General features: G+C 53.4%; 19 protein-coding genes. 14 read left to right on the forward strand and 5 right to left on the reverse strand.

What is annotated here, in order from left to right:
* Positions 1–94: 94 nt before the first annotated feature.
* A complete protein-coding gene (locus AC6CHQ_RS01455) occupies positions 95–988 on the reverse strand; it encodes an accessory Sec system S-layer assembly protein (protein WP_251239711.1) in 894 nt (297 codons plus the stop codon).
* Positions 985–3,342 (reverse strand): accessory Sec system translocase SecA2, encoded by a 2,358-nt coding sequence (gene secA2, locus AC6CHQ_RS01460; RefSeq protein WP_251239712.1) that lies wholly within the window; start codon positions 3,340–3,342, stop codon positions 985–987. Before secA2 ends, AC6CHQ_RS01455 begins: the two co-directional genes overlap by 4 nt.
* A gap of 253 nt (positions 3,343–3,595) precedes the next feature.
* Here secA2 and AC6CHQ_RS01465 point away from each other — a divergent pair, with 253 nt between their 5' ends.
* The gene (locus AC6CHQ_RS01465; protein ID WP_092054294.1) at positions 3,596–4,639 is read left to right on the forward strand and encodes a glycosyltransferase family 4 protein; all 1,044 of its coding nucleotides are present in this window, start codon (positions 3,596–3,598) and stop codon (positions 4,637–4,639) included.
* Between the two features lie 437 nt (positions 4,640–5,076).
* Here AC6CHQ_RS01465 and AC6CHQ_RS01470 read toward each other — a convergent pair whose 3' ends face one another.
* The 3 genes from AC6CHQ_RS01470 to AC6CHQ_RS01480 all read right to left on the reverse strand — a co-directional run bounded on the left by AC6CHQ_RS01470 (position 5,077) and on the right by AC6CHQ_RS01480 (position 7,917).
* The gene (locus tag AC6CHQ_RS01470) at positions 5,077–6,117 is read right to left on the reverse strand and encodes an LCP family protein (protein WP_092054290.1); all 1,041 of its coding nucleotides are present in this window, start codon (positions 6,115–6,117) and stop codon (positions 5,077–5,079) included.
* Entirely contained in the window at positions 6,114–7,136 is a 1,023-nt protein-coding gene (locus AC6CHQ_RS01475) for an LCP family protein (protein ID WP_092054285.1), read from the reverse strand. The genes AC6CHQ_RS01470 and AC6CHQ_RS01475 overlap by 4 nt, the downstream gene beginning before the upstream one ends.
* A gap of 148 nt (positions 7,137–7,284) precedes the next feature.
* Positions 7,285–7,917 (reverse strand): YigZ family protein, encoded by a 633-nt coding sequence (locus AC6CHQ_RS01480; protein ID WP_092054281.1) that lies wholly within the window; start codon positions 7,915–7,917, stop codon positions 7,285–7,287.
* A 123-nt stretch (positions 7,918–8,040) separates the two neighbouring features.
* Here AC6CHQ_RS01480 and AC6CHQ_RS01485 point away from each other — a divergent pair, with 123 nt between their 5' ends.
* The 13 genes from AC6CHQ_RS01485 (at position 8,041) to AC6CHQ_RS01545 (ending at position 22,076) form a co-directional block, all read left to right on the forward strand.
* Complete coding sequence (locus AC6CHQ_RS01485) at positions 8,041–9,219, forward strand: sensor histidine kinase (RefSeq protein WP_251239715.1); 1,179 nt, start codon at positions 8,041–8,043, stop codon at positions 9,217–9,219.
* Positions 9,216–9,890, forward strand: coding sequence for a response regulator (locus tag AC6CHQ_RS01490; protein ID WP_092054269.1), 675 nt, complete (start codon positions 9,216–9,218; stop codon positions 9,888–9,890). The genes AC6CHQ_RS01485 and AC6CHQ_RS01490 overlap by 4 nt, the downstream gene beginning before the upstream one ends.
* Positions 9,891–10,072: 182 nt before the next feature.
* Positions 10,073–10,654, forward strand: a complete 582-nt coding sequence (locus tag AC6CHQ_RS01495) for a YybH family protein (RefSeq protein ID WP_498080625.1) — start codon at positions 10,073–10,075, stop codon at positions 10,652–10,654.
* A gap of 95 nt (positions 10,655–10,749) precedes the next feature.
* Entirely contained in the window at positions 10,750–11,589 is an 840-nt protein-coding gene (locus tag AC6CHQ_RS01500) for a DegV family protein (RefSeq protein WP_498080626.1), read from the forward strand.
* Between the two features lie 84 nt (positions 11,590–11,673).
* Positions 11,674–13,047, forward strand: coding sequence for an ATP-dependent helicase ComFA (locus AC6CHQ_RS01505; protein WP_498080627.1), 1,374 nt, complete (start codon positions 11,674–11,676; stop codon positions 13,045–13,047).
* A gap of 187 nt (positions 13,048–13,234) precedes the next feature.
* Positions 13,235–13,657, forward strand: a complete 423-nt coding sequence (locus AC6CHQ_RS01510; protein WP_251239719.1) for a ComF family protein — start codon at positions 13,235–13,237, stop codon at positions 13,655–13,657.
* A 97-nt stretch (positions 13,658–13,754) separates the two neighbouring features.
* On the forward strand, positions 13,755–14,324 hold the full coding sequence (hpf, locus tag AC6CHQ_RS01515; RefSeq protein ID WP_092054252.1) for a ribosome hibernation-promoting factor, HPF/YfiA family: 570 nt from the start codon (positions 13,755–13,757) through the stop codon (positions 14,322–14,324).
* Between the two features lie 202 nt (positions 14,325–14,526).
* Positions 14,527–17,037 (forward strand): preprotein translocase subunit SecA, encoded by a 2,511-nt coding sequence (gene secA, locus AC6CHQ_RS01520; protein ID WP_498080628.1) that lies wholly within the window; start codon positions 14,527–14,529, stop codon positions 17,035–17,037.
* A 69-nt stretch (positions 17,038–17,106) separates the two neighbouring features.
* Positions 17,107–18,208 (forward strand): peptide chain release factor 2 gene (gene prfB / locus AC6CHQ_RS01525; RefSeq protein ID WP_251239763.1). Its coding sequence is split into 2 segments (ribosomal slippage): positions 17,107–17,178 and positions 17,180–18,208, totalling 1,101 coding nucleotides; the frame shifts between segments, so codons are not numbered across the junction.
* Between the two features lie 253 nt (positions 18,209–18,461).
* Entirely contained in the window at positions 18,462–18,827 is a 366-nt protein-coding gene (cccB, locus tag AC6CHQ_RS01530) for a cytochrome c551 (protein WP_251239721.1), read from the forward strand.
* 272 nt (positions 18,828–19,099) lie between these two features.
* Positions 19,100–19,789 carry a cell division ATP-binding protein FtsE gene (ftsE, locus tag AC6CHQ_RS01535; protein ID WP_251239722.1) on the forward strand — a complete coding sequence of 230 codons (690 nt, stop codon included), beginning with the start codon at positions 19,100–19,102 and terminating at the stop codon, positions 19,787–19,789.
* Positions 19,779–20,663, forward strand: coding sequence for a permease-like cell division protein FtsX (gene ftsX / locus AC6CHQ_RS01540; RefSeq protein WP_251239723.1), 885 nt, complete (start codon positions 19,779–19,781; stop codon positions 20,661–20,663). Before ftsE ends, ftsX begins: the two co-directional genes overlap by 11 nt.
* A 63-nt stretch (positions 20,664–20,726) precedes the next feature.
* Entirely contained in the window at positions 20,727–22,076 is a 1,350-nt protein-coding gene (locus AC6CHQ_RS01545) for a murein hydrolase activator EnvC family protein (RefSeq protein WP_251239724.1), read from the forward strand.
* The last annotated feature ends 52 nt before the right edge of the window (positions 22,077–22,128 follow it).

The following is a 22,128-nucleotide window of genomic DNA, read 5'->3' on the forward strand; positions in this document are numbered from 1 at the left end:
AATGGTCTTTTATAGAATTCCCGCATCTCGGCAATCGTAAACAAGCAGGCCAGAAGAACAAAAAACGGCCGGTTGCCCGGCCGGGAAAATCTGATTATCTTGGAACGCGTGCTGTCCAGCGAGACAGGTCGGCATCCGGTTTTTTTACGGAATCCGCGGGGAAGATGAACGTCCATGGCGTGGTCGTATTGGCATCGACTTCAAGCGGCGGCAGCTGGAATGTCCCTTTGGCGACAAGATCACCGGCACCGTCGATCACTTCCAGGGGCAGCTGTTCCAGGTTGATGCGGCGTGAGTAACCATTCCGTATCAATAGAGCCACAGCCATTTTGCCGTCATCCTGGATGAGCGCCTGGAAACCTGTCATGTTCAATTCCTGCGGTTTCAGCTTCGGCAGGGAATCGACTACTTGTTGAAGGGCTTCTTTTTGGGTGTCGTTGAGACTCTGCTCCCATTCCGGCTTAAGGGCGAGGCGGTGAGGCATGAGCGACTGAACGTTAAAGTTCAGGGTCCAGGCCGATTCCGGCGCTTCTTTCAGGAACTGCTCATTCCTGCTGAAGACGAACACCCAAGGCCGAGCGCTTGCCGGCCCGATTTCACCGAGCTCACGCATATCAAATTCCTTGGATGCCGCAAGCTTGCCGTCTTCGGTGACAAGAAGCAATTCCACCGGGCCCATCTGGACCGGCTTGCTGACCGAGGAGCGGAAAAATGCCTTGACGAGCCAGTCGCCGCTCCGCTCATCAACATCAATATCGATTCCGGCAAGGGACAGTTGGTTAGGCTTAAGCGGATCGAGGTCATTGGCCAGGAACCGCAGGACATATTCCTGTTCCTGCGGAACGTTCCATTCCGGGTGCAGGCTGAGTGCAGTATCGACAAGTTCGCCTGCATCACCGGAAGGTTGGATATCCGTCAATTCTTCGGATGAGACAGAACTGTCCGCACCTTTTCTTTCAGTTCGTTTGAATCGTGAAAAGAGATTCATCTGATCGCCTCCTGTTGTTGTTCCAGCAGCCGTTTCATGTCACGGATGATGATCCGGCGCATTTCCTGGAAGTGTTTTGCGAAAAGGTGAAGCCCTTCACGCTGGTAAATCCGCATCGGGTCCTCCTGCTGGTAGCGTCGGAGGCCGATGCCTTCTTTCATGCGGGTCATGGCTTCAAGGTGCCGGACCCACATCGTGTCGACACGGGAGAGGATCAGCCGCTTGGCGGCTGTTGAGTACTGCTCGTCCTGCAACAATTCATTCAGCTGTTCTTTCGCATCCGTGACCGGACCCTCCAGCGACGAGTGAAGCTCTTTCTGCCTGGAAGTCTCAGGATCGATGGCAGGGGAGTCAGGGAGGAGGGAGGCGAGTACGGTCTCCAATTGTTTAAGGTTCCAATCGCCCGAAGCTCCCTGCTGCGGCGCATGTTCTTCAATTTCAAAGTCAATGGTGTCGTCAATAAGCTTGTCAAGAAGTTCCGGCAATCTGTTTCCGTCCAGCGCCTGGTTACGGAAACCGAAAACAACTTTTCGCTGATCGTTGATCACATCGTCCAGTTTCAGGTTGTACTCGCGTTGCGAGAAGTGAGCCCCTTCAACGATGCGTTGCGTCCGCTCGGTCAATTCATGGACACTATTGTTCAAAATGAGTCCGACATCATCGGTCTTGATGTTTTTCTTGAACTTTTCTGTGTCATCTTTTGCAAATCGGCGGTACATATCGTCCTCCAGAGAAATGAAGAAGCGGCTTTCTCCCGGATCTCCCTGGCGGCCGGATCGGCCCCGGAGCTGGTTGTCGATCCGACGGCTTTCATGTTTTTCCGTACCGATCACATAAAGCCCTCCGGCTTCAGCAGATCCTTCGCCAAGTTGGATGTCCGTGCCGCGTCCAGCCATATTCGTCGCTACTGTAATGGTACCGTACTGGCCGGCATCGGCAATCAGCTGGATCTCCTGCTCTACGGATTTAGCGTTAAGCAAATGATAGGGGAGATTGTGTTTGTCGAGGTATTCCGCGACCGCCTCGGACTGAAGGATGGATGTCGTCCCGACAAGAATCGGCTGGCCTGTAGCATGGCGCTCTTTGACCTCGAGCGCGACTGCCTCATATTTGTCGTGGGTGGTCATGTAGACCCGATCGGGCTGGTCGATCCGCTGTTTTGGCCGGTTGGTCGGCACCTGGATCACTTCCATGCCGTAAACACTGCGGAACTCTTTTTCCTGTGTTTTCGCCGTGCCGGTCATCCCGCAAAGGCCCGGATACATCCGGAAGTAGTTCTGGATGGTGATCTGGGACTGGGCCTTGTTCTCTTCGGTAATCTCGACGCCTTCTTTCGCCTCGATCGCCTGGTGGAGACCGTCTGACAGTGAACGGCCTTCCATGATGCGCCCCGTGAACATGTCGACAAGCGCGATTTTCCCATCTTCGGTTATGATGTAGTCAACGTCCTTCTTGAAGATGACATGCGCGCGAACTGCCTGAATCACATAGTGATACAGCGTCTGGTGGTCCATTTCGTACAGATTGTCGATGCCGAATGCCTTTTCCACCTTGGTGATGCCGGCATCGGTCAATGTGACGGCTTTTGTTTCCGGATCGAAGTCATAGTCGATGTCCATTTCAAAGCGCTTCATGAGAAGTGCGGCAATTCGGTGCAGCTCGGCTGCCGGCTCCATCTTGCCTGCAATGATAAGAGGGGTTTTCGCTTCATCGATCAGGACACTGTCCACTTCATCAATGATCGCGAAATGGTAGGGGCGCTGGACTTTCTGATCCGGCTCGGCTACAAGGTTGTCGCGCAGGTAGTCAAAACCGAATTCCGTTCCGACACCATAAGTGATATCCGCCTGATAAGCGGCTTTTTTCGCCTCGGGGTCCATCATCGGCACATTGAGTCCGGTGTCGAGTCCCAGAAATTGATGAATCTGACCGATCTGTTCAAAGTCGCGGCGTGCAAGGTAATCATTGACGGTAATGACATGGACGCCTTTTCCTGAGAGTGCCCTGACATAGGAAGGGAGGGAGGCGACAAGTGTCTTACCTTCACCTGTGGCCATCTCGGCGATATTGCCTTCAGCCATAACGAGGCCGCCGATCATCTGGACATCGAAATGGCGCATGCCGAGCACGCGCTTTGATGCCTCCCTGACAACCGCGAATGCTTCCGGTGTGATCGATTCCAGTTTTTCACCATCGGCAAGGCGCTCGCGGAAGCGGTTGGTCATGGACCTTAGTTCGTCATCGGACATTTTTTCATAGACGGCTTCGAGCTGGTTGATTTGATTAACGGTTTTATTATATTTTTTTAGCTGCCTGGATGTCGTGGCAGCCGGCTTTTTAAACAGAGATAACATGATGGATGCTCCTTTAGATGAAGTCCTTATGCGGACACTGCTTCATTTTAGCAAAAAGACAGGCAAAAGACTACTTCAGCTGAAACTTCCCTGTAGCTTGAACGTCCCATATTCAGGACCGTTTGACTTATGGTTTTCAGGGAATGGATAAGTAAAAAAGCTCTGTTCTGCGGCAAATGGTGTTTTTAACTATTAATCATGCTATAATACTGAGGATCAAAATAGATGGATTCATCGTTTTGGGAGGATCAATATGACAATCCTGCTGACAATGATTGCGGCCTTTGTCGCTGCAATCCTTTTGACACCGCTGGTAAAACGGCTGGCGATCCGCCTCGGCGCGACCGACAAGCCAAATCATAGAAAAGTACACGCAAAAATCATGCCACGGATGGGCGGTCTGGCGATTTACGGGGCCTTCGTCCTCGGCTATGTCCTCCTGAGGCCTGAAAGCGAATATGCAGCAGCCATCATGATCGGCGCGACCATCATCGTGCTGACCGGACTGCTGGATGACTTCCTGGAAATCACCGCAAAGGCGAAAATGGCAGGCCAGCTCCTTGCTGCCGGCATCGTCGTCTTCTACGGCGGACTGGACATCGACTTCATTAATCTCCCGTTCGGGGGGACGATCGACTTTGGTTACCTCAGCATTCCCTTGACCATTCTTTGGATTATCGGAATCACGAACGCCATTAACCTGATTGATGGCCTCGACGGTCTCGCTGCCGGGGTATCGACGATCGCTCTTATCACGCTTGCCGTCATGGCCGGCTTCATGGACAATATTTTCGTCGTGGCAGTTGCGGCGATCCTGGCAGCATCGTGTGCCGGATTCCTCGTGTTTAACTTCCACCCGGCGAAGATTTTCATGGGAGACACAGGTTCGCTGTTCCTGGGCTTCATGATTTCGGTGCTCGCGCTGACCGGATTCAAGAATGTCACGGTTATCTCACTCGTCATCCCGATCATTATTCTCGGGGTTCCGATCTCAGATACATTCTTCGCGATCGTCCGCAGGATCCGGATGAAGCAGCCGATTTCAGCTCCTGACAAATCGCATCTGCACCACTGCTTGTTGCGGGCAGGCTTCTCGCACCGCCAGACGGTTCTGATCATCTACTCGTTTGCGGCGCTGTTCGGCCTGGCAGCCATCTTGTTCTCACAGGCTACGGTCTGGGGCGCATTCCTGATCCTGGGAATTATGCTTCTGGTCATCGAGCTGTTCGTCGAAGTCATCGGCCTCGCCGGACAAAACTATTACCCGCTTCTGAAGCTGGTCAAAGTGAAGAAATGAAGAAATCCGCATGCTTTATGGCATGCGGATTTTTATACATAGAATCAACTAAAGGAATGGCCTTATGATGAAGGGGCAGTTACTTTCCGTTCCAGCACTCGCTTTCCGCGGGCATGGCCTTAGCCGGCGCCAGTACGAAGACTGGTGTCTGCGTGCATAAGCGAAGCGTTGCGCGGCATCCCTCGGGTTCTTCGGCTCATGCTTTTCCCGCAGGGGTCAGTGCATTCACTACAAGCAACTGCCATATAAAACTCTCTACTTCTGCGATTCAAAAGTTCAGTCTAAATAGCTTCATGGGTGCAATAGATGGCTCCTTTAATGTTGATATCAATCATGTGGTCGATTTCTTTTGCAGAAGGGGAGCGGCAACACGAAACTCAGTCCAATTTCCATACAAAAGCCCATCCGCGAAAATTCAGGATGGGCTTTTGTATGTCTTATTCCGGCTGGCCGCCGGTGGCGTATTCATCGTCGCTATCGCTGCCGTCTGTCAGGCGTGTGGAGCCGGTTTTAAGGCCCAGGTGGACCTGGAGGTTATCCTTGACATCAGCCAGGCTGCCTTCATCCAGAATCCAGTAGTAGGTGCCAGTACTCATATCGTCTGTGCCGGCGAGTTGGACCGGATCGATCTCCGGCATGCCGTTCTTGAGGTAAGCCGCAAGAGACATCATTTCATTCATTTTCATGTTCGTCTTCATGTTCTTGCCGAGGGCGTCCAAAACATCACCATACTTGGTCAGTGACTTGACGTCGGTCGCCTTGTCTGCAAGAGCCTCGAGAATCATCTGTTGGCGCTTGCCGCGCTCGATATCGTTATCGAGCATCCGGGTGCGCGCCAGGGCCAGTGCGTGCCGTCCGTCAAGCTCCTGGAGGCCGGGCTCCAGCTGGATGGTGTACTGGTCGTTTTCGTCTTTTTCGAGCCGCTCGTAGGGGACATCCACTTCTATTCCGCCGAGTGCGTCAACCACATCGATGAAAGCGTGGAAGTTCATCTCCACGTAGTAGTCGATCGGGATATCCAGCAGTTCCTCGACCGATTCCATGGACGCCTTTGTACCGCCGTAGGCATGGGCGTGGGTGATTTTATCCTTGTAGCCTACTTCCGGGATGTAGACAAGGGAATCCCGGGGAATGCTCAGCAGACTGACCGACTTGTCTTCGTTGTTCAGTGTAGCAACAAGCAGGGCGTCGGACAGGCTGCTGTCCATCCCCTTGCCGCGCACTTCACTGTCATCGACCCCTACAAACAGAATCGAGACGTTGTCAGTAAGCGGCTCGACCCGTTCTTCCCGAAGGGTCGACTGATCACGGCCGATTGATTCGTACGCTTCGTCAGCTGCACTTTCCGCTTTCTGCATCAGATGTACGGCATAAGCCGCCACGCAAAGCACTGCGCAGAGAGAGGTGATGATCAGGCCTTTCAGGATCGGCCTTCTCCTGGCTTTGCGCCGTTCTTTCCGATAATCTTTCCGTTTCATGTCGATGCCCCTCCGGCTTCGGAGCCGTCCTCGCCGTCCGTATCCGGGCCTTCTGATTCAAGGCCAAGATGGGAGCGGAGAAGGCCGGATGTCTCCTCCAATTTTTCCTCGTCCAGTCGCCAGTAGTAGGCGCCTGTGGTCATATCATCATAACCCTGCAGCGTGATCGCTTCGATAGCTGGTTTTCCGTCCTTCATGTAGGCGGCTAATGCCTTCATGTCATCAAATGCCAGGTCAGTCGCCATATTGTCGCCGATTGCCTTGATGACGTCTCCGTACCTGGAGACGGTAGAGACCGAACTCGCCTTGTCCATAATCGCTTCCAGAATCATCTGCTGGCGCTTTCCGCGTTCCACGTCATTATCTAGCATGCGTGTCCGGGCGAGGGCGAGGGCATGGCGGCCGTCGAGTTTTTGGACTCCTGGTTCAAGTTGGATGGTGTATTGGTCGTCTTCATCCTTTTCCAGCCTCTCATATGGAACATCAACGGTGATGCCGCCCAGCGCATCCACAACATCGATGAAGGCATGGAAATTCATCTTGACGTAATAATCGACCGGAACGTCCAGCAGTTCTTCAACGGTATCGATCGTTGCTTGCGGACCGCCGAATGCATGGGCATGAGTGATCTTGTCCTGATATCCGACTTCCGGAATATACACGAGCGAGTCTCGCGGGATGCTGACCAATTTAACCGACTTATCATCGTTGTTCAGTGTAGCGAGCATGACGGCATCCGATCGGCTGTGCGATTCATTCCGCACTTCACTGTCGTCTACGCCGATAAACAGGATGGACACATTGTCCTCATAGGGCTCGACTTTTTCTTCCCGGAGCTTCGACCCTTCGCGGTCAATGGACTCGAATGCTCCGTCAGCGGCAATTTGGGCCTGCCGGTACAAATAAACTGCATAGGTCCCGGCAAGGATCAGGGCAGCGACGACAATCACTCCGAGAACTTTGAATATTGTCTTTTTCCTGGAGGCCGATTGTTTTTTTCGATATTCAGATCTTTTCATTTTGTCGCTCCTCCGTACAGGGTCGGGGCGGATTCCGCGTCCGGATATTCAAGACGCTTTTGCTTACGAATGGTTCCGACATTCCCGCCTGACGCCAATCCCATATATTATACTACCTGTACAACTCTGAGTAAATCGGGAAAGCGCTTTATGCGTCGAACTCGAGGAATTCCTTTCTTTCCAATCCGACATCCGCCTGGCCGTTTGTCAGATTGGCGGTCCATTCGCGGAATTTGTCTTCTTCTGCGGCCGGCACGTAGACAAAAGCCGATACGGTTTCGGCATAATCCAGCCGGTCGATCGGATAGGGCGACAGATGCAGCTCGTTTTCGACTTTTCCGAGCCACGTGTAGTCAATTGTCATTTTCATGAGGTGGTGCAGGCGCCTTTCGACAATTCCGGTATTGCCCAACACATCAGAGACAGCACTGCCGTAGGCGCGGATCAGTCCGCCTCCACCAAGCTTGATGCCGCCAAAGTAGCGGGTCACGACCACTACAGTATCTTTCAGATTCTGCTTTTTCAGCACTTCCAGCATTGGGACGCCGGCTGTACCGCTGGGCTCGCCGTCGTCATTGGCCTTCTGGATCTGGTCGTGTTCGCCAATCAGGTAGGCGGAGCAGTTATGGGTGGCCGAATGATGGGCCTGCTTGATTTTGGCAATGAACGCCATTGCCTCTTCTTCGGTTTCGGCACGTGCCGCATGGCCGATGAAACGGGACTTTTTGATAACGATTTCGCTTTCGCCTGTGCCCTTAACTGTGCGGTAGTCATCTCTCATTACATCAGCCTCCTTGCTGTAATGTAATTTTAATATATTTCAATCGCTGTAATGCTATAATAAACACAGTCTAAACTCAAATGCCGGAAATTACCGGTTCCGGATGATGAGGGGATAGAAGAAATGCCTGTAGATAAAGTAGATATACATGCGCTTGATGCCATCTTCAGCTCGATGGTCCGGTCTTTGGACCAGTCCAAAAGCGATATTTTCATTATTAATGAAGAAAGCCGCCGTCAGCTTGAAGAGCTGCGGGAGGATCTTAGACGGACCGATGAAGAGATTTCCCGGGCAATAACCGAAGGGGAAAAGCTTTCTGCCGCTTCGATCGAGGCCCGGGAAAAACTTCAGCACGTCTCTGTCCATTTTGCCGACTATACGAAGGACGAAGTGCGTGAAGCCTATGATTCCGCACATGAAGTTCAGTTGGAGTTCATGCTGAACAGTACAAAGGTCCGCCAGCTGAATGATCTGAAGCTTCATCTCGAGAACCGCATCAGGACATATCAGGACTCAATGGACCGGGCTGACCATCTTGCAGGCCACGTCAATATCGTGACCAAGTACCTGACTTCGGATCTGAAGGATGTCGGGCCGGCACTGGAATCGGCCAAGATGCGCAAGCACTTCAGCATGAAAGTGCTTGAGGCGCAAGAAGAAGAGCGTAAGCGTCTTTCCCGTGAGATCCATGACGGCCCTGCCCAGATGATGGCGAACCTGGTGATGCAATTGGGGCTCGTCGAGCGTGTTTTTAATGACAAGGGCATGGATGCCGGGCTGGGCCAGCTTAGTTTTACAAAGGAGCTCGCACGGAGCACACTGTCCGAAATCCGGCGGATCATCTACGATCTCCGGCCGATGGTGCTTGATGATTTCGGGCTTGTGCCCGCACTCAGCAAGTATATGGAAAAGATGCAGGATTACCATCCGGACATCCGTTTTACATTCGAATCAAAAGGCATCATGGCGAGGATCCCGCAAAGCACTGAAGTGGCGGTGTTCCGCCTTGTCCAAGAAGCCGTCACGAATGCCATCAAGCACAGTGGTGCGAAGGTGATCGATGTCCGGATCGAGATCTGTGAAAACTGGATCCGGGCCACCGTCACTGACGACGGCAAAGGGTTTGACCCTTCAAAGACCGGGGAATCTTCATTTGGTCTCCAGGGGATGACCGAGCGTGTGGCGCTTCTGAAAGGTGAGTTTGACATCAGGACAGAGGAAGGGGAAGGGACCGAAGTGATCCTGACCCTTCCGCATGATCAGCACGCAACAGATAAAGACGCAGGGGGGAAATCAGGTTGACAAACATTATTATCATCGACGATCACCAGCTCTTCCGCGAAGGCGTAAAGCGAATCCTGGACTTTGAAGAAACATTCAATGTAGTGGCGGAAGGATCCGACGGGGAAGAAGTCATGGGACTGTATGAACAGCACCATCCGGATGTCGTCCTGATGGACATCAACATGCCGGGCAAAAGCGGGATTGAAGCGACCGGCGAGCTGATGGCCGCTCATCCGGAAGCGAAAATTATCATTCTCTCGATTCACGATGACGAATCTTACGTGACTCATGCGATGAAAACTGGCGCGCTTGGCTACATGCTGAAGGAAATGGATGCAGATGCCATCGTCCAGGCCATTAAAGTGGTTGCGGCGGGGGGATCGTACCTCCACCCTAAAGTCACGAAAAATCTGGTGGCCGAGTTCCGCCGCCTCAGCGCAAAAGAACATCTCGGTTCGTTCCACCAGGCAGAGATCCGCCGCCCGTATCATCTGCTGACGAAGCGGGAGTGTGAAGTTCTCCAGCTTCTGACGGACGGGCAGAGCAACCGCGCCATCGGCGAATCACTGTATATCTCCGAGAAGACGGTCAAAAACCACGTTTCCAGTATTCTCCAGAAGATGAATGTCAACGACCGTACCCAGGCCGTTGTCACCGCCATCAAGAACGGTTGGGTCGAAGTGCGCTGACCCGGCCGGATGATGCCTGCCCGGACTTGTCCGGGTTTTTTTGTGTCCGGAAATAACGGAAGGGACGTGACTGCGGAACGCGTGCCGAACCTTTTTGTTCACCGCTTCGTCAAGTTAGCGGATAGTCAATCCGTTGCATCGGAATGTGTTCCTGTGCCAAACTATCCGAGGAGGGAATCGACATGAAAAATCTGAAATGGCTCCTCGCTCCCGCGGCTGCGGTCCTGATTTTAACAGGCTGCGGCGGGGATGAAGGAGAAAATACAAATTCCGCCGATGAAGGCAATGCGCCTTCCGGGCAGCAATCGGCCATCGGTCATGGAACCGAAGACGGTGCGATCGGTTTCGAGATGGCAAATGACGGCTCGATCGAAGAAGCGGCTGGTGTCCCCGAAGACGAAAAAGCGGCGATCCTGGAATCGTTTGATCGTTACATCGAAACATTCAACACCGGCGACATCGATGGCTATCTGGACATTCTCGCAACAGGCGAAGGAGCGTACGATCCTGAACAGGAGCGCGTGGCACTTGAGCAGATGGCAGGGCAATTCGACAAAGTCGAGCGCAATCCGTCTGACATGACCGTCGTTTCCTACGAAGAGGATGAGGCCCAGCTGTTTGCGAATCTGGAAACGACAATTGTTGGGAAAGAGACAAGCGATGAAGTAACTGAAAAAGGTCGCCAGGTCACTGTTTTCACGAAGCAGGATGGCGAATGGAAAGTAAAGGAAGTCTATTACGTCGGCAATATGCCGGGTGCCTGACTTCCTATGCACCCCGGGCGGTTCCGCCCGGGTTTTATTTTTGATTCCGTTTTCCTGTCAGATTTAGTAGAATGGGGACAACGGAGGTAGATAGAATGAAAACGGCCATTGTGACCGACAGCACCGCTTATCTGCCAGGACCGGAAAGGGACCGGCTCGGCATCCGGATGATCCCGCTCAGCGTCACTATTGAGGGGATAACCTATGAGGAAGAAGTCGACCTCAAAGCGGATCAATTCTACGATCTCGTAAGGGAAGGTGAACTTCCTAAAACCTCCCAGCCTCCGATCGGCAAGTTTGCAGACTGTTTTGAGAAGCTCAGAGAACAAGGATATGAATCGGCGGTCGTCGTGACCCTTTCAAGCGGCATCAGCGGTACGTACAATTCTGCGGGACAGGCCGGTGAACTCGTGGAGGGCCTGGATGTCCATGTGTTCGATTCAGAAATCGCCTGCATGCCTCAAGGGTTCTATGTGCTGAGGGCGGCAAAGATGGCTCAGGACGGCGCCTCTCCGGAAGAGATCATGGCAGAGCTGGCCGACATGAAAAAAACATTGCGTGCCTACTTTATGGCGGATGATCTCGCACACTTGCAGCGAGGAGGCAGGCTTTCCGGAGCGCAGGCCCTGATCGGCGGCCTCTTGCAGGTAAAACCTCTGCTGCACTTCAAGGAAAGGGTGATCGTGCCGTTTGAGAAGGTGCGTACCAGAAAGAAAGCGTTAAACCGCATTGCAGAACTGCTTGCGCAAGATGCGGGGGACGGCCCGCTTGAAGCTTCGATCATCCACGCCAATCGTCCGGAAGACGCAGAAGCCTGGCGTGAAGAGCTGAGCAGGAAATTCCCTGAAGTTGAATTTGTCATCAGCTATTTCGGTCCGGTGATCGGCACCCATCTTGGGGAAGGATCAATGGGGCTCGGTTGGGTAAAAAAATGACCGTTTCAGACGGTCATTTTTTATAAATATATAGTTCAGAAAATTCTATAAAGGAGAGGGGTTGCAATCAGCAATCGGCATGAATTGCAGGAATTCCTGCAGGGACGGCTATGGCTCAGGGATCTGCTGCCGGCCGATCAAAAAGTTGTCGGTGACCTGATCAAAGAGGAGCTGATCGGCACCATCCAGGGTATGGAAACGGTGAAGAGGTGGCATGGAGGGACCGCCTGGCGATGCAACCGCTGTCTGACAGAGGACACCCGTGATTTCCATGTATTTAATTGCCGCAGGTGCGGGCGGAATTGCCGGTATTGCCGACACTGCCTGAGCATGGGGCGTGTCGCTTCCTGCGATAAACTGTGCTATTGGCGCGGGCAGGATCGGCCGCCGCAAGGGAAGGCCGAGCTGGTATGGGAAGGCCGGCTCACTCCCCTTCAGCAACGGGCGTCGGGCGAGCTGGAGGAAAGCCTGCTTGCAGGCAGGCCACACCTGCTCCATGCAGTCTGCGGAGCGGGCAAGACGGAAATCCTTTTCGGCCCGGTCCATCGTATTTTGGCTGAAGGCAAACGGGTATGCATTGCGACACCAAGGACCGATGTGGTCCTGGAGCTTTTGCCGAGATTCAAGAAAGCGATCGGCGGTACGGTCATCCATGGTCTGTACGGCGGTTCGGGACATGGAGAGGGGATAGCAGGCCTTGTCATTGCGACGACGCACCAGCTATACAGGTTCAGGGAGGCGTTCGACGCTGTGATCGTCGATGAGGCAGACGCCTTTCCGTACACGTATGACCGGACTCTCCGGCTGGCAGTGCGGAAGGCACTTAAACCCGGCGGGGTGCAGGCGGTCGTCACTGCGACACCTTCACCGGCCATCCTGTCGGAGATCGGAAGGGCGGGCAGGAAGTCAGTCATCCCGGTAAGATTCCACGGCCATCCGCTGCCGGTGCCCCGGACGGTGCCGCTTTTTGGCTACCGCAAGCGGATGGCGGCGGGAAATCTTCCTGTCCGGCTGAAAGCATGGACGGAAGAACGATTAAGGCGGGAAGAGCCATTTCTTATTTTCTTCCCTTCTGTCCTGCTCATGGAACAGTGTCTGCCGCTTTTTTCGGAACTTGACGGAAGGATCGGTGCCGTGCACGCCTCGCATGCCGACAGGCGGGAGCTGGTCATGGCGCTTCGTGAAATGCGTATACCTGGTCTGCTGACGACGACGATTCTGGAGCGTGGGATAACGATCCCGAATCTTCAGGTCGCGATCGTCGGCGCGGAAGGCCCGGTGTTCGACCGCTCCGCCATTATTCAGATCAGCGGCAGGGCCGGCAGGTCTCCGGATCATCCGGACGGTGATGTCGTCCTTTTCCATCACGGCATCACACCCGAGATGGATGCGGCAGTCCGTGAAATCCGAAAACTGAACAGGGAAGGGGGAAAGGCAACTGGAATGCCTGCTTTGTGACGGACCGGTTTCCCGCCCTCCGACTTGGGCGGCGCTGTTCATCGGACAACGCAGGAGTGGCCTCTGCGAACGGTGCGAAACTGCGTTTGTTCCGGCTTCAGGCAGTCCGCCGGCTGGTGACTGGAACGGTACGCCTTACGAGGGGGCACTGGATGCTGCCGTTTCACTTTATGCCTATAACGAAGCGATGAAAGCTTATCTCCGCCAATACAAATTCCTGAAAGATGCAGCTCTTGCTTCCGTTTTTTCGGATGCTATCCGGAGGGCGGACATCCTGAACGGGCGGACCGCGGTGCCGATCCCCATGCATCCTGAACGTCTTAGGGAACGCACATTTCCCCAAGTGGAGGAACTGCTCGTGCAGGCTGGTATCCGATACGTCCAATTGCTTGAAAAAACGACGGTAAAGAACTTGGGCGGAATGGGCAGAAAAGAGCGGATGGCGTCGGATCCTTTATTCCGCTTGTCGGATGGCGCCAAAGTCAGCCCTGTCGATTATGTGCTTGTCGATGATCTGTACACGACGGGCACGACACTCCATCATGCAGCCCTTCTCCTGAAAAAATCCGGAGCCCGCTCAGTCGCCGCCCTGACACTGATACGCGCCTGACCGACATCCATTCGACACATCCGGCGTGGTTTTTTAAAGGGATATCGAGGGAAGATGAAGAATAGAACATATATAGCCTGACAAAGGAGGAGTTCATATGTTGAATTTCAATATCCGCGGGGAGAACATCGAGGTCACACCTGCCATCCGTGAGTATACGGAGAAGAAAATCCAGAAACTCGAGCGCTATTTTACGGATGAGGTGAACGCGACGGCCCATGTGAACATGAAGGTGTACAATGACCGTCAGACAAAGGTCGAAGTGACGATCCCGATGAAGAACCTGACCCTCCGGGCGGAAGAGCGGAACTCCGATCTGTATGCGGCAATCGATCTGATCTCCGATAAGCTGGAGCGGCAGATCCGGAAATATAAAACAAGGGTAAACCGCAAGTTCCGCGAGCGGGAAGGCGTGGCATCTTACTTTGCGGCGGTGGCGGAAGAAAACGAGACGGCCGCCGCACAGGAGGATAACGAAAATGAATTCGAGGTTGTCCGCACCAAGCAGTTCAACCTGAAGCCGATGGACCAGGAAGAGGCCATACTCCAGATGAATATGCTGGGACACTCGTTCTACATCTTCACAGATGCCGATTCGGACGGCACAAACATCGTATATAAGCGGAAAGACGGAAAATACGGCCTCATCGAAACCGAGGTCGAGTAACTGCCGCAACCTGCAAGGCCCGCCCTGGGAGGCGGGCCTTATTTGTTGATGTCCAAGGCCGGGAAGCTCCCGCCCGGCCGCAAGCCACCGCTAAATCTGCAGAAAACTGCTTTCTTTCAGCTGCCGACCAATTTCCGTATGTTTGCAAGGCGTGCATGGCGGGTGGTAAAATGAACTTTGAGACTAGTTAGGAAGTGACGACATGCTAGGCGTTTTAAATAAGATGTTCGACCCTAATAAGCGGGATGTCAAAAAGCTGGAAAAGATTGCTGATACTGTTGAAGCCCGTGCATCTGAAATGGAAGGGCTCTCTGATGCCGAACTTCAGGCGAAAACAGAAGAATTCCGAAGCCGGATCGCATCCGGCGAGTCGCTTGATAAGATCCAGCCGGAGGCGTTCGCCGTTGTCCGGGAAGCGGCTCGGCGTGTCACCGGCATGTTCCCGTTCCGCGTCCAGATCATGGGGGCTGCGGCACTGCATGACGGAAACATTGCAGAAATGAAGACCGGTGAAGGGAAGACCCTCACCTCGACCATGGCCATTTACCTGAACGCGCTGGAAGGCAAGGGCGCGCACGTCGTCACGGTGAACGAATACCTCGCCAGCCGTGACGCAGCCGAAATGGGACAGATCTACGAGTTTCTCGGACTTTCTGTCGGCCTGAACCTGAACAGCATGGACAAGGATGAGAAGCGTGAGGCTTATCAGGCGGATATTACGTACAGCACGAATAACGAGCTTGGCTTCGATTACCTGCGCGACAACATGGTGCTCTACAAGGAAGAGCGTGTACAGCGGCCGCTCCATTATGCGGTTATCGATGAAGTCGACTCCATTCTGATCGATGAGGCAAGGACACCGCTGATCATCTCCGGCCAGGCCGAGAAAAACGCGATGCTCTATATCCAGACCAACGCATTTGTCCGCACGCTCAAAAAGGAAGAAGACTATTCGTATGATGAGCAGACCAAAGGCGTCTCGCTTACAGAATCCGGAATTGAGAAGGCGGAAAAAGCCTTCCAGATCGACAACCTTTTCGACCTGACACACGTGCGCCTGAACCATGCGATCAACCAGTCGCTTAAGGCGCATGCGAGCATGCACAAGGATGTCGATTATGTCGTAGAGGAAGGCAAGGTCGTCATTGTAGACTCGTTCACCGGGCGTCTCATGAAAGGCCGCCGCTACAGCGATGGCCTGCATCAGGCGATCGAAGCGAAGGAAGCCCTTGAAATCCAGAACGAATCGATGACGATGGCGACGATCACGTTCCAGAACTTCTTCCGGATGTACGATAAGCTGTCCGGGATGACCGGTACGGCCAAGACGGAGGAAGAGGAATTCCGCAACATCTATAACATGAACGTCATTGTCATCCCGACAAACAAGCCAATCCTCCGGGACGACCGTCCCGACCTGATCTATGCGACAACCGAAGGAAAGTACAAGGCAGTTGCGGAAGAGATCAAGGAACGGCACGAAAAGGGCCAGCCCGTCCTGGTCGGCACAGTTGCGATCGAGACGTCGGAAATCATATCCGCTTATCTTCGCAAATACGGGATTCCCCACAACGTGCTGAACGCGAAAAACCACGAACGGGAAGCCGAAATCATCACGGAAGCCGGCAAGCGCGGCGCGGTCACGATCGCGACAAACATGGCCGGCCGGGGAACCGACATCAAGCTCGGCGAAGGCGTCCGTGATGCCGGAGGCCTTGCAGTCATCGGTACGGAGCGGCACGAATCACGCCGGATCGATAATCAGCTCCGCGGTCGTTCCGGCCGTCAGGGAGATCCGGGCATCACCCAGTTCTATCTGTCACTGGAAGATGACCTGATGCGACGCTTCGGCTCCGACAACATGAAAAACATGATGTCCCGACTCGGCATGGACGACAACCAGCCGATCCAGTCGAAGATGGTCTCACGTGCGGTTGAATCTGCCCAAAAACGGGTAGAGGGCAACAACTTCGATGCGCGTAAGCGCCTGCTCCAGTATGACGATGTCCTGCGCCAGCAGCGTGAGATCATCTACAAAGAGCGGAATGATGTCCTTGAAACCGACAATATGAGGGGACTTGTCGAATCGATGATCCAAGACGTCATCGAGCGTGTGGTCCCGGCGTATACTGCTGAAGAAAACAGCGAAAACTGGAACCTGAAAGCCCTGGAAGACTTCCTGGCTGCAAATCTTCTTCCTGAAGGCACTTTGACCGTTTCCGCCATGGAAGGCAAATCACAGTCCGAGATCATGGACATGATCAAAGACGAGGTCCAAAAACGCTATGACGAAAAAGAAGAAGAAATGACACCGGAACGGATGCGGGAATTCGAGAAAGTCGTCCTGCTCCGCTCAATCGATTCCAAGTGGATCGACCACATCGATGCGATGGATCAGCTGCGCCAGGGGATCCACTTGCGGGCTTACGGACAAAACGACCCCCTTCGCGAATACCAGAGCGAAGGCTTCAGGATGTTCGAAGAAATGGTCGATGCCGTCCGTGACGACGTCGCCAAGTATGCGATGAAGGCGGAAATCCGCCAGAATCTCCAGCGGGAGGAAGTCGCCAAAGGCGAGGCCGTCAACCCGAAAGAGGGCGGCGGCGAAGTGAAAAAGAAGCCGATACGCAGAAAAGTGATCGTCGGCCGCAACGACCCGTGCCCTTGCGGCAGCGGAAAGAAATTCAAGAACTGCCACGGCACCACCGAGTGATGCCCGGGCGTTGTGCCGCGTGCCCGCATGAACTGAACACAGTCCGAATTACAGGAGGAAACTAATATGATGGAACTTGCAGACGCAAGAAATCAGCTAGACACTACAGCCGGGAAACTGGCGGGCTTCAGGGGGTCTCTTTGACTTAGAAAACAAAGAGGCAAGGATCCAGGAACTCGACGAGCGGATGCTCGAACCGGGTTTCTGGGATGACCAGGATGAAGCCCAGAAAGTCATCTCCGAGGCAAATGGCCTGAAGGATGTCGTGAACGAATACCGGCGTCTCGAGGAAAACCAGGAAAATCTCGAAATGACTCTGGAACTGCTCCGGGAAGAAGACGATCCGGATCTGCATGCCGAACTTTCGGATGAGCTCAAGTCGTTCAGCAGCGACCTTGAGGCGTTCGAGCTTGGCATGCTGCTAAGCGAGGAACACGACAAAAACAATGCCATTCTCGAGTTGCACTCGGGCGCGGGCGGCACGGAATCCCAGGATTGGGCTTCGATGCTGCTCCGCATGTATACCCGCTGGGGAGAAAAGCGCGGCTTCAAGGTGGAGACCCTAGATTACCTGGCCGGTGATGAGGCGGGCGTCAAGTCGGTCACGATCAGCATCAAGGGACACAATGCCTATGGCTACCTGAAAGCTGAAAAGGGCGTACACCGGCTTGTCCGGATTTCTCCGTTCGATTCGTCCGGCCGCCGCCATACTTCATTTGTTTCGTGCGAGGTCATGCCGGAGTTCGACAACGAAATCGAGCTGGATATCCGTACGGAAGACCTGAAAATCGACACGTACCGCTCGAGTGGAGCGGGCGGACAGCACGTCAATACGACGGACTCCGCCGTCCGGATCACGCACTTGCCGACGAATACGGTCGTCACATGCCAGTCCGAACGTTCCCAGATCAAAAACCGCGATCAGGCGATGAAACTTCTGAAGGCAAAACTCTATCAGCTGAAAATCGAGGAACAGGAAAAAGAATTGCTTGAAATCCGTGGCGAACAAAAGGAAATCGGCTGGGGAAGCCAGATCCGTTCCTATGTGTTCCACCCATACTCGATGGTCAAAGACCACCGCACAGATACGGAAACTGGCAACGTCCAGAATGTGATGGACGGTGACATCGACCTGTTCATCAATGCTTACCTGCGCTCCCGCATCTCCTAAGAATAAATTAGTCGGAACCGACACAGCTTACGTGCCGGTTCCGACTGTTTTTATTTTTTTCGTAAAAGGGAGCATACACCTGCCTAAAAGGAAGTCATTCTTATGCCCAATCGATCTATAAAAACACAATTATTTCCTCCGGACTTCATACCTTCGTCACGAAAACCACTGCAGATCCGGCGTTTCATGTTTGAAATCAGGACGGTTTGGTATACTAATGGGGAACACATGTCGAAACTGGAGGGATCAGAGAATGAAAAAGAAACTCTTGGCGATGCTGTTCGGCTCCGCACTCATTCTTGGCGCATGCGGCGGCGGGGATGACACGGCAGATGACGCTGCCGATACCGGCAATGACGACGCAGCGACGGAAGAATCTGCAGGCGAAAGCGCATCCGGCGTAGATGCTGAAAAGGTTGTCCAACAAAAATGTATTTCCTGCCACGGTGAAAACCTTGAAGGTCAGGGGAACTTCCCTGCACTGAATGATGTCGGATCCCGCATGTCCGAAGATGAGATCCGTGACATCATCGAAAATGGTAAAGGCGCCATGCCTGGCGGACTTGTTGAAGGCGAAGAATTGGATGCAGTCGCCCAATGGCTTTCTGAAAAGAAATAATATCCAGCCGTTTTCCCGGTCCCAATTCCGGGAGACGGTCTTTTTTTTGTTATAAATCTGATTATTATAGCTCCTCCTGAATCCTCTTAATCCTCCGATAATTACAGGACTTTTCACTCCACCCTTCATTGTCAAGCGACAAGAATCCAGATATACCAACGTTTTCTGTAGTCAAAATGAAATATACTTGTAATAAAATACGAGTTTTATAGTGTTATAATGAGCGTGCCGGAAAATTTTAGCCCCGATATAGGGCGTAAGGTGATTTTTTAATGATTAACATGAAAGACGTTTATAAGAAATATGCAAATGGTGTCGTAGCAGCGAACGGACTGAATGTCAAAATAGCGCCGGGAGAGTTCGTTTATGTCGTCGGACCAAGCGGCGCGGGTAAATCGACTTTCATCAAAATGATGTACCGTGAGGAAAAACCGACATCTGGAGAAATATATGTCGACGGGACCAACCTGGTCACACTGAAAAACAGGGAGGTCCCGTTCGTCCGGAGAAAAATCGGTGTTGTCTTCCAGGACTTTAAACTGCTGCCGAAGCTGACAGTCTATGAAAATGTCGCTTTCGCAATGGAAGTCATTGAAGCACCCGCAGATTCGATCCGCGACCGGGTAACCGAAGTGCTTGATCTGGTCGGCTTAAAATCAAAGTCACGGATGCTTCCGACTGAACTTTCCGGAGGCGAACAGCAACGGGTATCCATCGCGCGGTCGATCGTCAATCAGCCTAAGGTCGTCATCGCTGATGAACCGACCGGTAACCTGGACCCGGAAACATCCTGGGGCATCATGAATGTATTTAAGGACATCAACGAACAATTGGGCACGACCATTGTCATGGCGACCCACAACAAAGATATCGTCAACCGGATCAGGCACCGGGTTATCGCCATTGAGGGCGGACTGATCGTCCGTGACGAAGCGGAAGGGGTTTACGGCTATGAAATTTAGAACCATCCGCCGCCACTTCCGTGAAAGTTTCAAGACCCTCGGCCGAAATGGCTGGATGACCTTTGCCTCCGTCAGCGCGGTCACGGTCACGCTCCTTCTTGTCGGCGTGTTCGTGGCCATCATGCTGAACCTGAACAAGGTCGCCGATGATCTTGAACATGATGTGGAAATGAAAGTATACGTTGAACTTGCTGCTGATGAGGCTTCGACAACGGCACTCGAAGACCAGATCAGGGAAACGCCGGGGGTTGCGGAAGTCATTTATTCGACCCGTGACCAAGAGCTGGAGCAGATGATCAGTGATTTCGGGGATGACCTGAAGCTTTATGAACAGAGCAACCCGCTCCGAGAGGCCTTCTATGTCAAGGCGGCGAACCCGCAGCAGACCGCCAAAGTCGCACAGACCATCGATGAGTACCCGAATACCTATGAGGTGGTCTACGGGGAAGGGAAAGTCGAAAAACTGTTTGACTTCCTGAACTTCGGCCGGACCGCCGGGCTGGTCCTCATTCTTGCCCTGCTGTTCACGGCAATGTTCCTCATCTCAAACACGATCCGCATCACGATCGTGGCAAGAAAGAACGAAATCGGCATCATGAAGCTGGTCGGCGCGTCGAACAGCTTCGTAAGGATTCCGTTCGTTCTCGAGGGAATCTGGATGGGCATCCTCGGATCCATTATTCCTATCCTGGCCGTCGTCTTCGGTTATATCGAATTCTATGACTATGCTGAGCCGAGGCTCCGTGGCGAGATGATCCAAATCCTGCCTCCTGTTCCGTTCCTTTATATCGTGAGCGGCCTCCTGTTCTTCATGGGCATCTTTATCGGTATTTGGGGAAGCTTCATGTCGGTACGCAAGTTCCTGAAAGTATAAAACACAAATGACAGCAAGATCAGACAGATAGAAACGCAGTGTCCTGAAAGGGGAAATGAAAAGTTGAAGCAGTCGAAGCCACTGATTGCCACCGTGGCCGCCACGATGGCACTGAGCTTTGGGCTCGGCACGACCGGCGTGTCGGCCAGCAAGCTCAATGATCTTCAGAATCAGCAACAACAAATCGAACAAAAGAAAAACGAGCTGAACAGGGGTATCCAGGAGAAAGCCTCCAACATCAAGGCAAACTCCGAGAAGATGGACAAGCTTCTTGCCCAGATCAAGGACCTGCACGGGAAGATTGAGACGAAGCAAAACGAAATCGCCCAGCTCGAGCAAGAGATCGAGGTGACCAAAGCCGAGATCGAAGCGCTCCGTGCCTCCATCAAAGAGCTCGAACAGAAAATTGCCGACCGGGATGCACTCCTTCGTGACCGGATCCGCGCCATGCAGGTCACCGGCGGCTCCACGAGCTATATCGATGTCCTTCTAGGGGCAAGCAGCTTCTCCGACTTTATCGACCGGGTATCGGCGGTCAACACGCTGAGGGAAGCGGATCGTCAGATCATCGCTGAACAAAAGGCGGACAAAGCAACGCTTGAAGACCAGAAAAAACAGGTCGAGGACAAGCTTGCCAGCCAGGAAGAAAACAAGAAAAAGCTTGAAGCGGCAAAAGCAGAGCTCGACCGCCAGAAGCAAGAACTGGACGGGCTCATCAGCCAGCTTGAAGCAGAGCAGCAGCGCCTGGAGAAAGAACAGTCCAGCCTGCAGGCCGAATATTCCGAGGCTCATGAAATGAGTTCGGAGCTTACCCAGCAGATTGTTGCAGAGCAAGAACGCCTGGCCGAAATCGCCCGCAAGGCTGAAGAAGAGCGCAAGCGCAAAGAAGCGGAAGCACGCAAGCAGGCCGCAGCGGCTGCAGCATCGAAACAGGCGGAGTCGAACCGTAAGGCTGCCGCATCATCTTCCGGCAGTTCTGTGGGCTACACGAGCGCACCGGCTCCGGCTGTATCGGGCGGCACTTGGACACGACCTGCTTCCGGACGGATCACATCCACGTTCGGCTACCGTAACCTGAGCTGGGCATCGTCCAACCACGCCGGGGTGGACATCGCCAATGCAACGGGCACACCGATCGTTGCGGCAGGAAACGGCATCGTTTCCTCCACAGGCAGCCACAGGACGCTCGGGAACTACATCATGATCACCCATTCCGTGAACGGTCAGACGATGACCACGGTATACGGCCACCTTTCTTCCATCAACACAAGCAAAGGTGCGCAGGTCAGCAAAGGCCAGATGATCGGTCGGATGGGTTCGACGGGACGCTCCAGCGGACCGCACCTTCACTTTGAAGTGCATATCGGAACGTACGGTAACCCGGTCAATCCGATGCGCTACGTACCGCTATAAAAGAAATGTGAATCCCGCTTCGCAAGAGGCGGGATTTTTCTTTTTTGTTGTC

It is taken from the genome of Bhargavaea sp. GQ12 (genome assembly GCF_059758705.1).

Excerpts from the sequence above, each read along its gene's own strand:
- AC6CHQ_RS01465 (WP_092054294.1), top strand. The coding sequence starts at position 3,596 with ATGACAATCCTGCTGACAATGATTGCGGCCTTTGTCGCTGCAATCCTT.
- AC6CHQ_RS01475 (WP_092054285.1), bottom strand. The coding sequence starts at position 7,136 with ATGAAAAGATCTGAATATCGAAAAAAACAATCGGCCTCCAGGAAAAAG.
- AC6CHQ_RS01480 (WP_092054281.1), bottom strand. The coding sequence starts at position 7,917 with ATGAGAGATGACTACCGCACAGTTAAGGGCACAGGCGAAAGCGAAATC.
- cccB (WP_251239721.1), top strand. The coding sequence starts at position 18,462 with ATGAAAAAGAAACTCTTGGCGATGCTGTTCGGCTCCGCACTCATTCTT.
- ftsE (WP_251239722.1), top strand. The coding sequence starts at position 19,100 with ATGATTAACATGAAAGACGTTTATAAGAAATATGCAAATGGTGTCGTA.
- AC6CHQ_RS01510 (WP_251239719.1), top strand. The coding sequence starts at position 13,235 with ATGAAAGCTTATCTCCGCCAATACAAATTCCTGAAAGATGCAGCTCTT.
- AC6CHQ_RS01500 (WP_498080626.1), top strand. The coding sequence starts at position 10,750 with ATGAAAACGGCCATTGTGACCGACAGCACCGCTTATCTGCCAGGACCG.
- secA (WP_498080628.1), top strand. The coding sequence starts at position 14,527 with ATGCTAGGCGTTTTAAATAAGATGTTCGACCCTAATAAGCGGGATGTC.
- AC6CHQ_RS01495 (WP_498080625.1), top strand. The coding sequence starts at position 10,073 with ATGAAAAATCTGAAATGGCTCCTCGCTCCCGCGGCTGCGGTCCTGATT.
- secA2 (WP_251239712.1), bottom strand. The coding sequence starts at position 3,342 with ATGTTATCTCTGTTTAAAAAGCCGGCTGCCACGACATCCAGGCAGCTA.
- AC6CHQ_RS01455 (WP_251239711.1), bottom strand. The coding sequence starts at position 988 with ATGAATCTCTTTTCACGATTCAAACGAACTGAAAGAAAAGGTGCGGAC.
- AC6CHQ_RS01485 (WP_251239715.1), top strand. The coding sequence starts at position 8,041 with ATGCCTGTAGATAAAGTAGATATACATGCGCTTGATGCCATCTTCAGC.
- AC6CHQ_RS01470 (WP_092054290.1), bottom strand. The coding sequence starts at position 6,117 with ATGAAACGGAAAGATTATCGGAAAGAACGGCGCAAAGCCAGGAGAAGG.
- ftsX (WP_251239723.1), top strand. The coding sequence starts at position 19,779 with ATGAAATTTAGAACCATCCGCCGCCACTTCCGTGAAAGTTTCAAGACC.
- hpf (WP_092054252.1), top strand. The coding sequence starts at position 13,755 with ATGTTGAATTTCAATATCCGCGGGGAGAACATCGAGGTCACACCTGCC.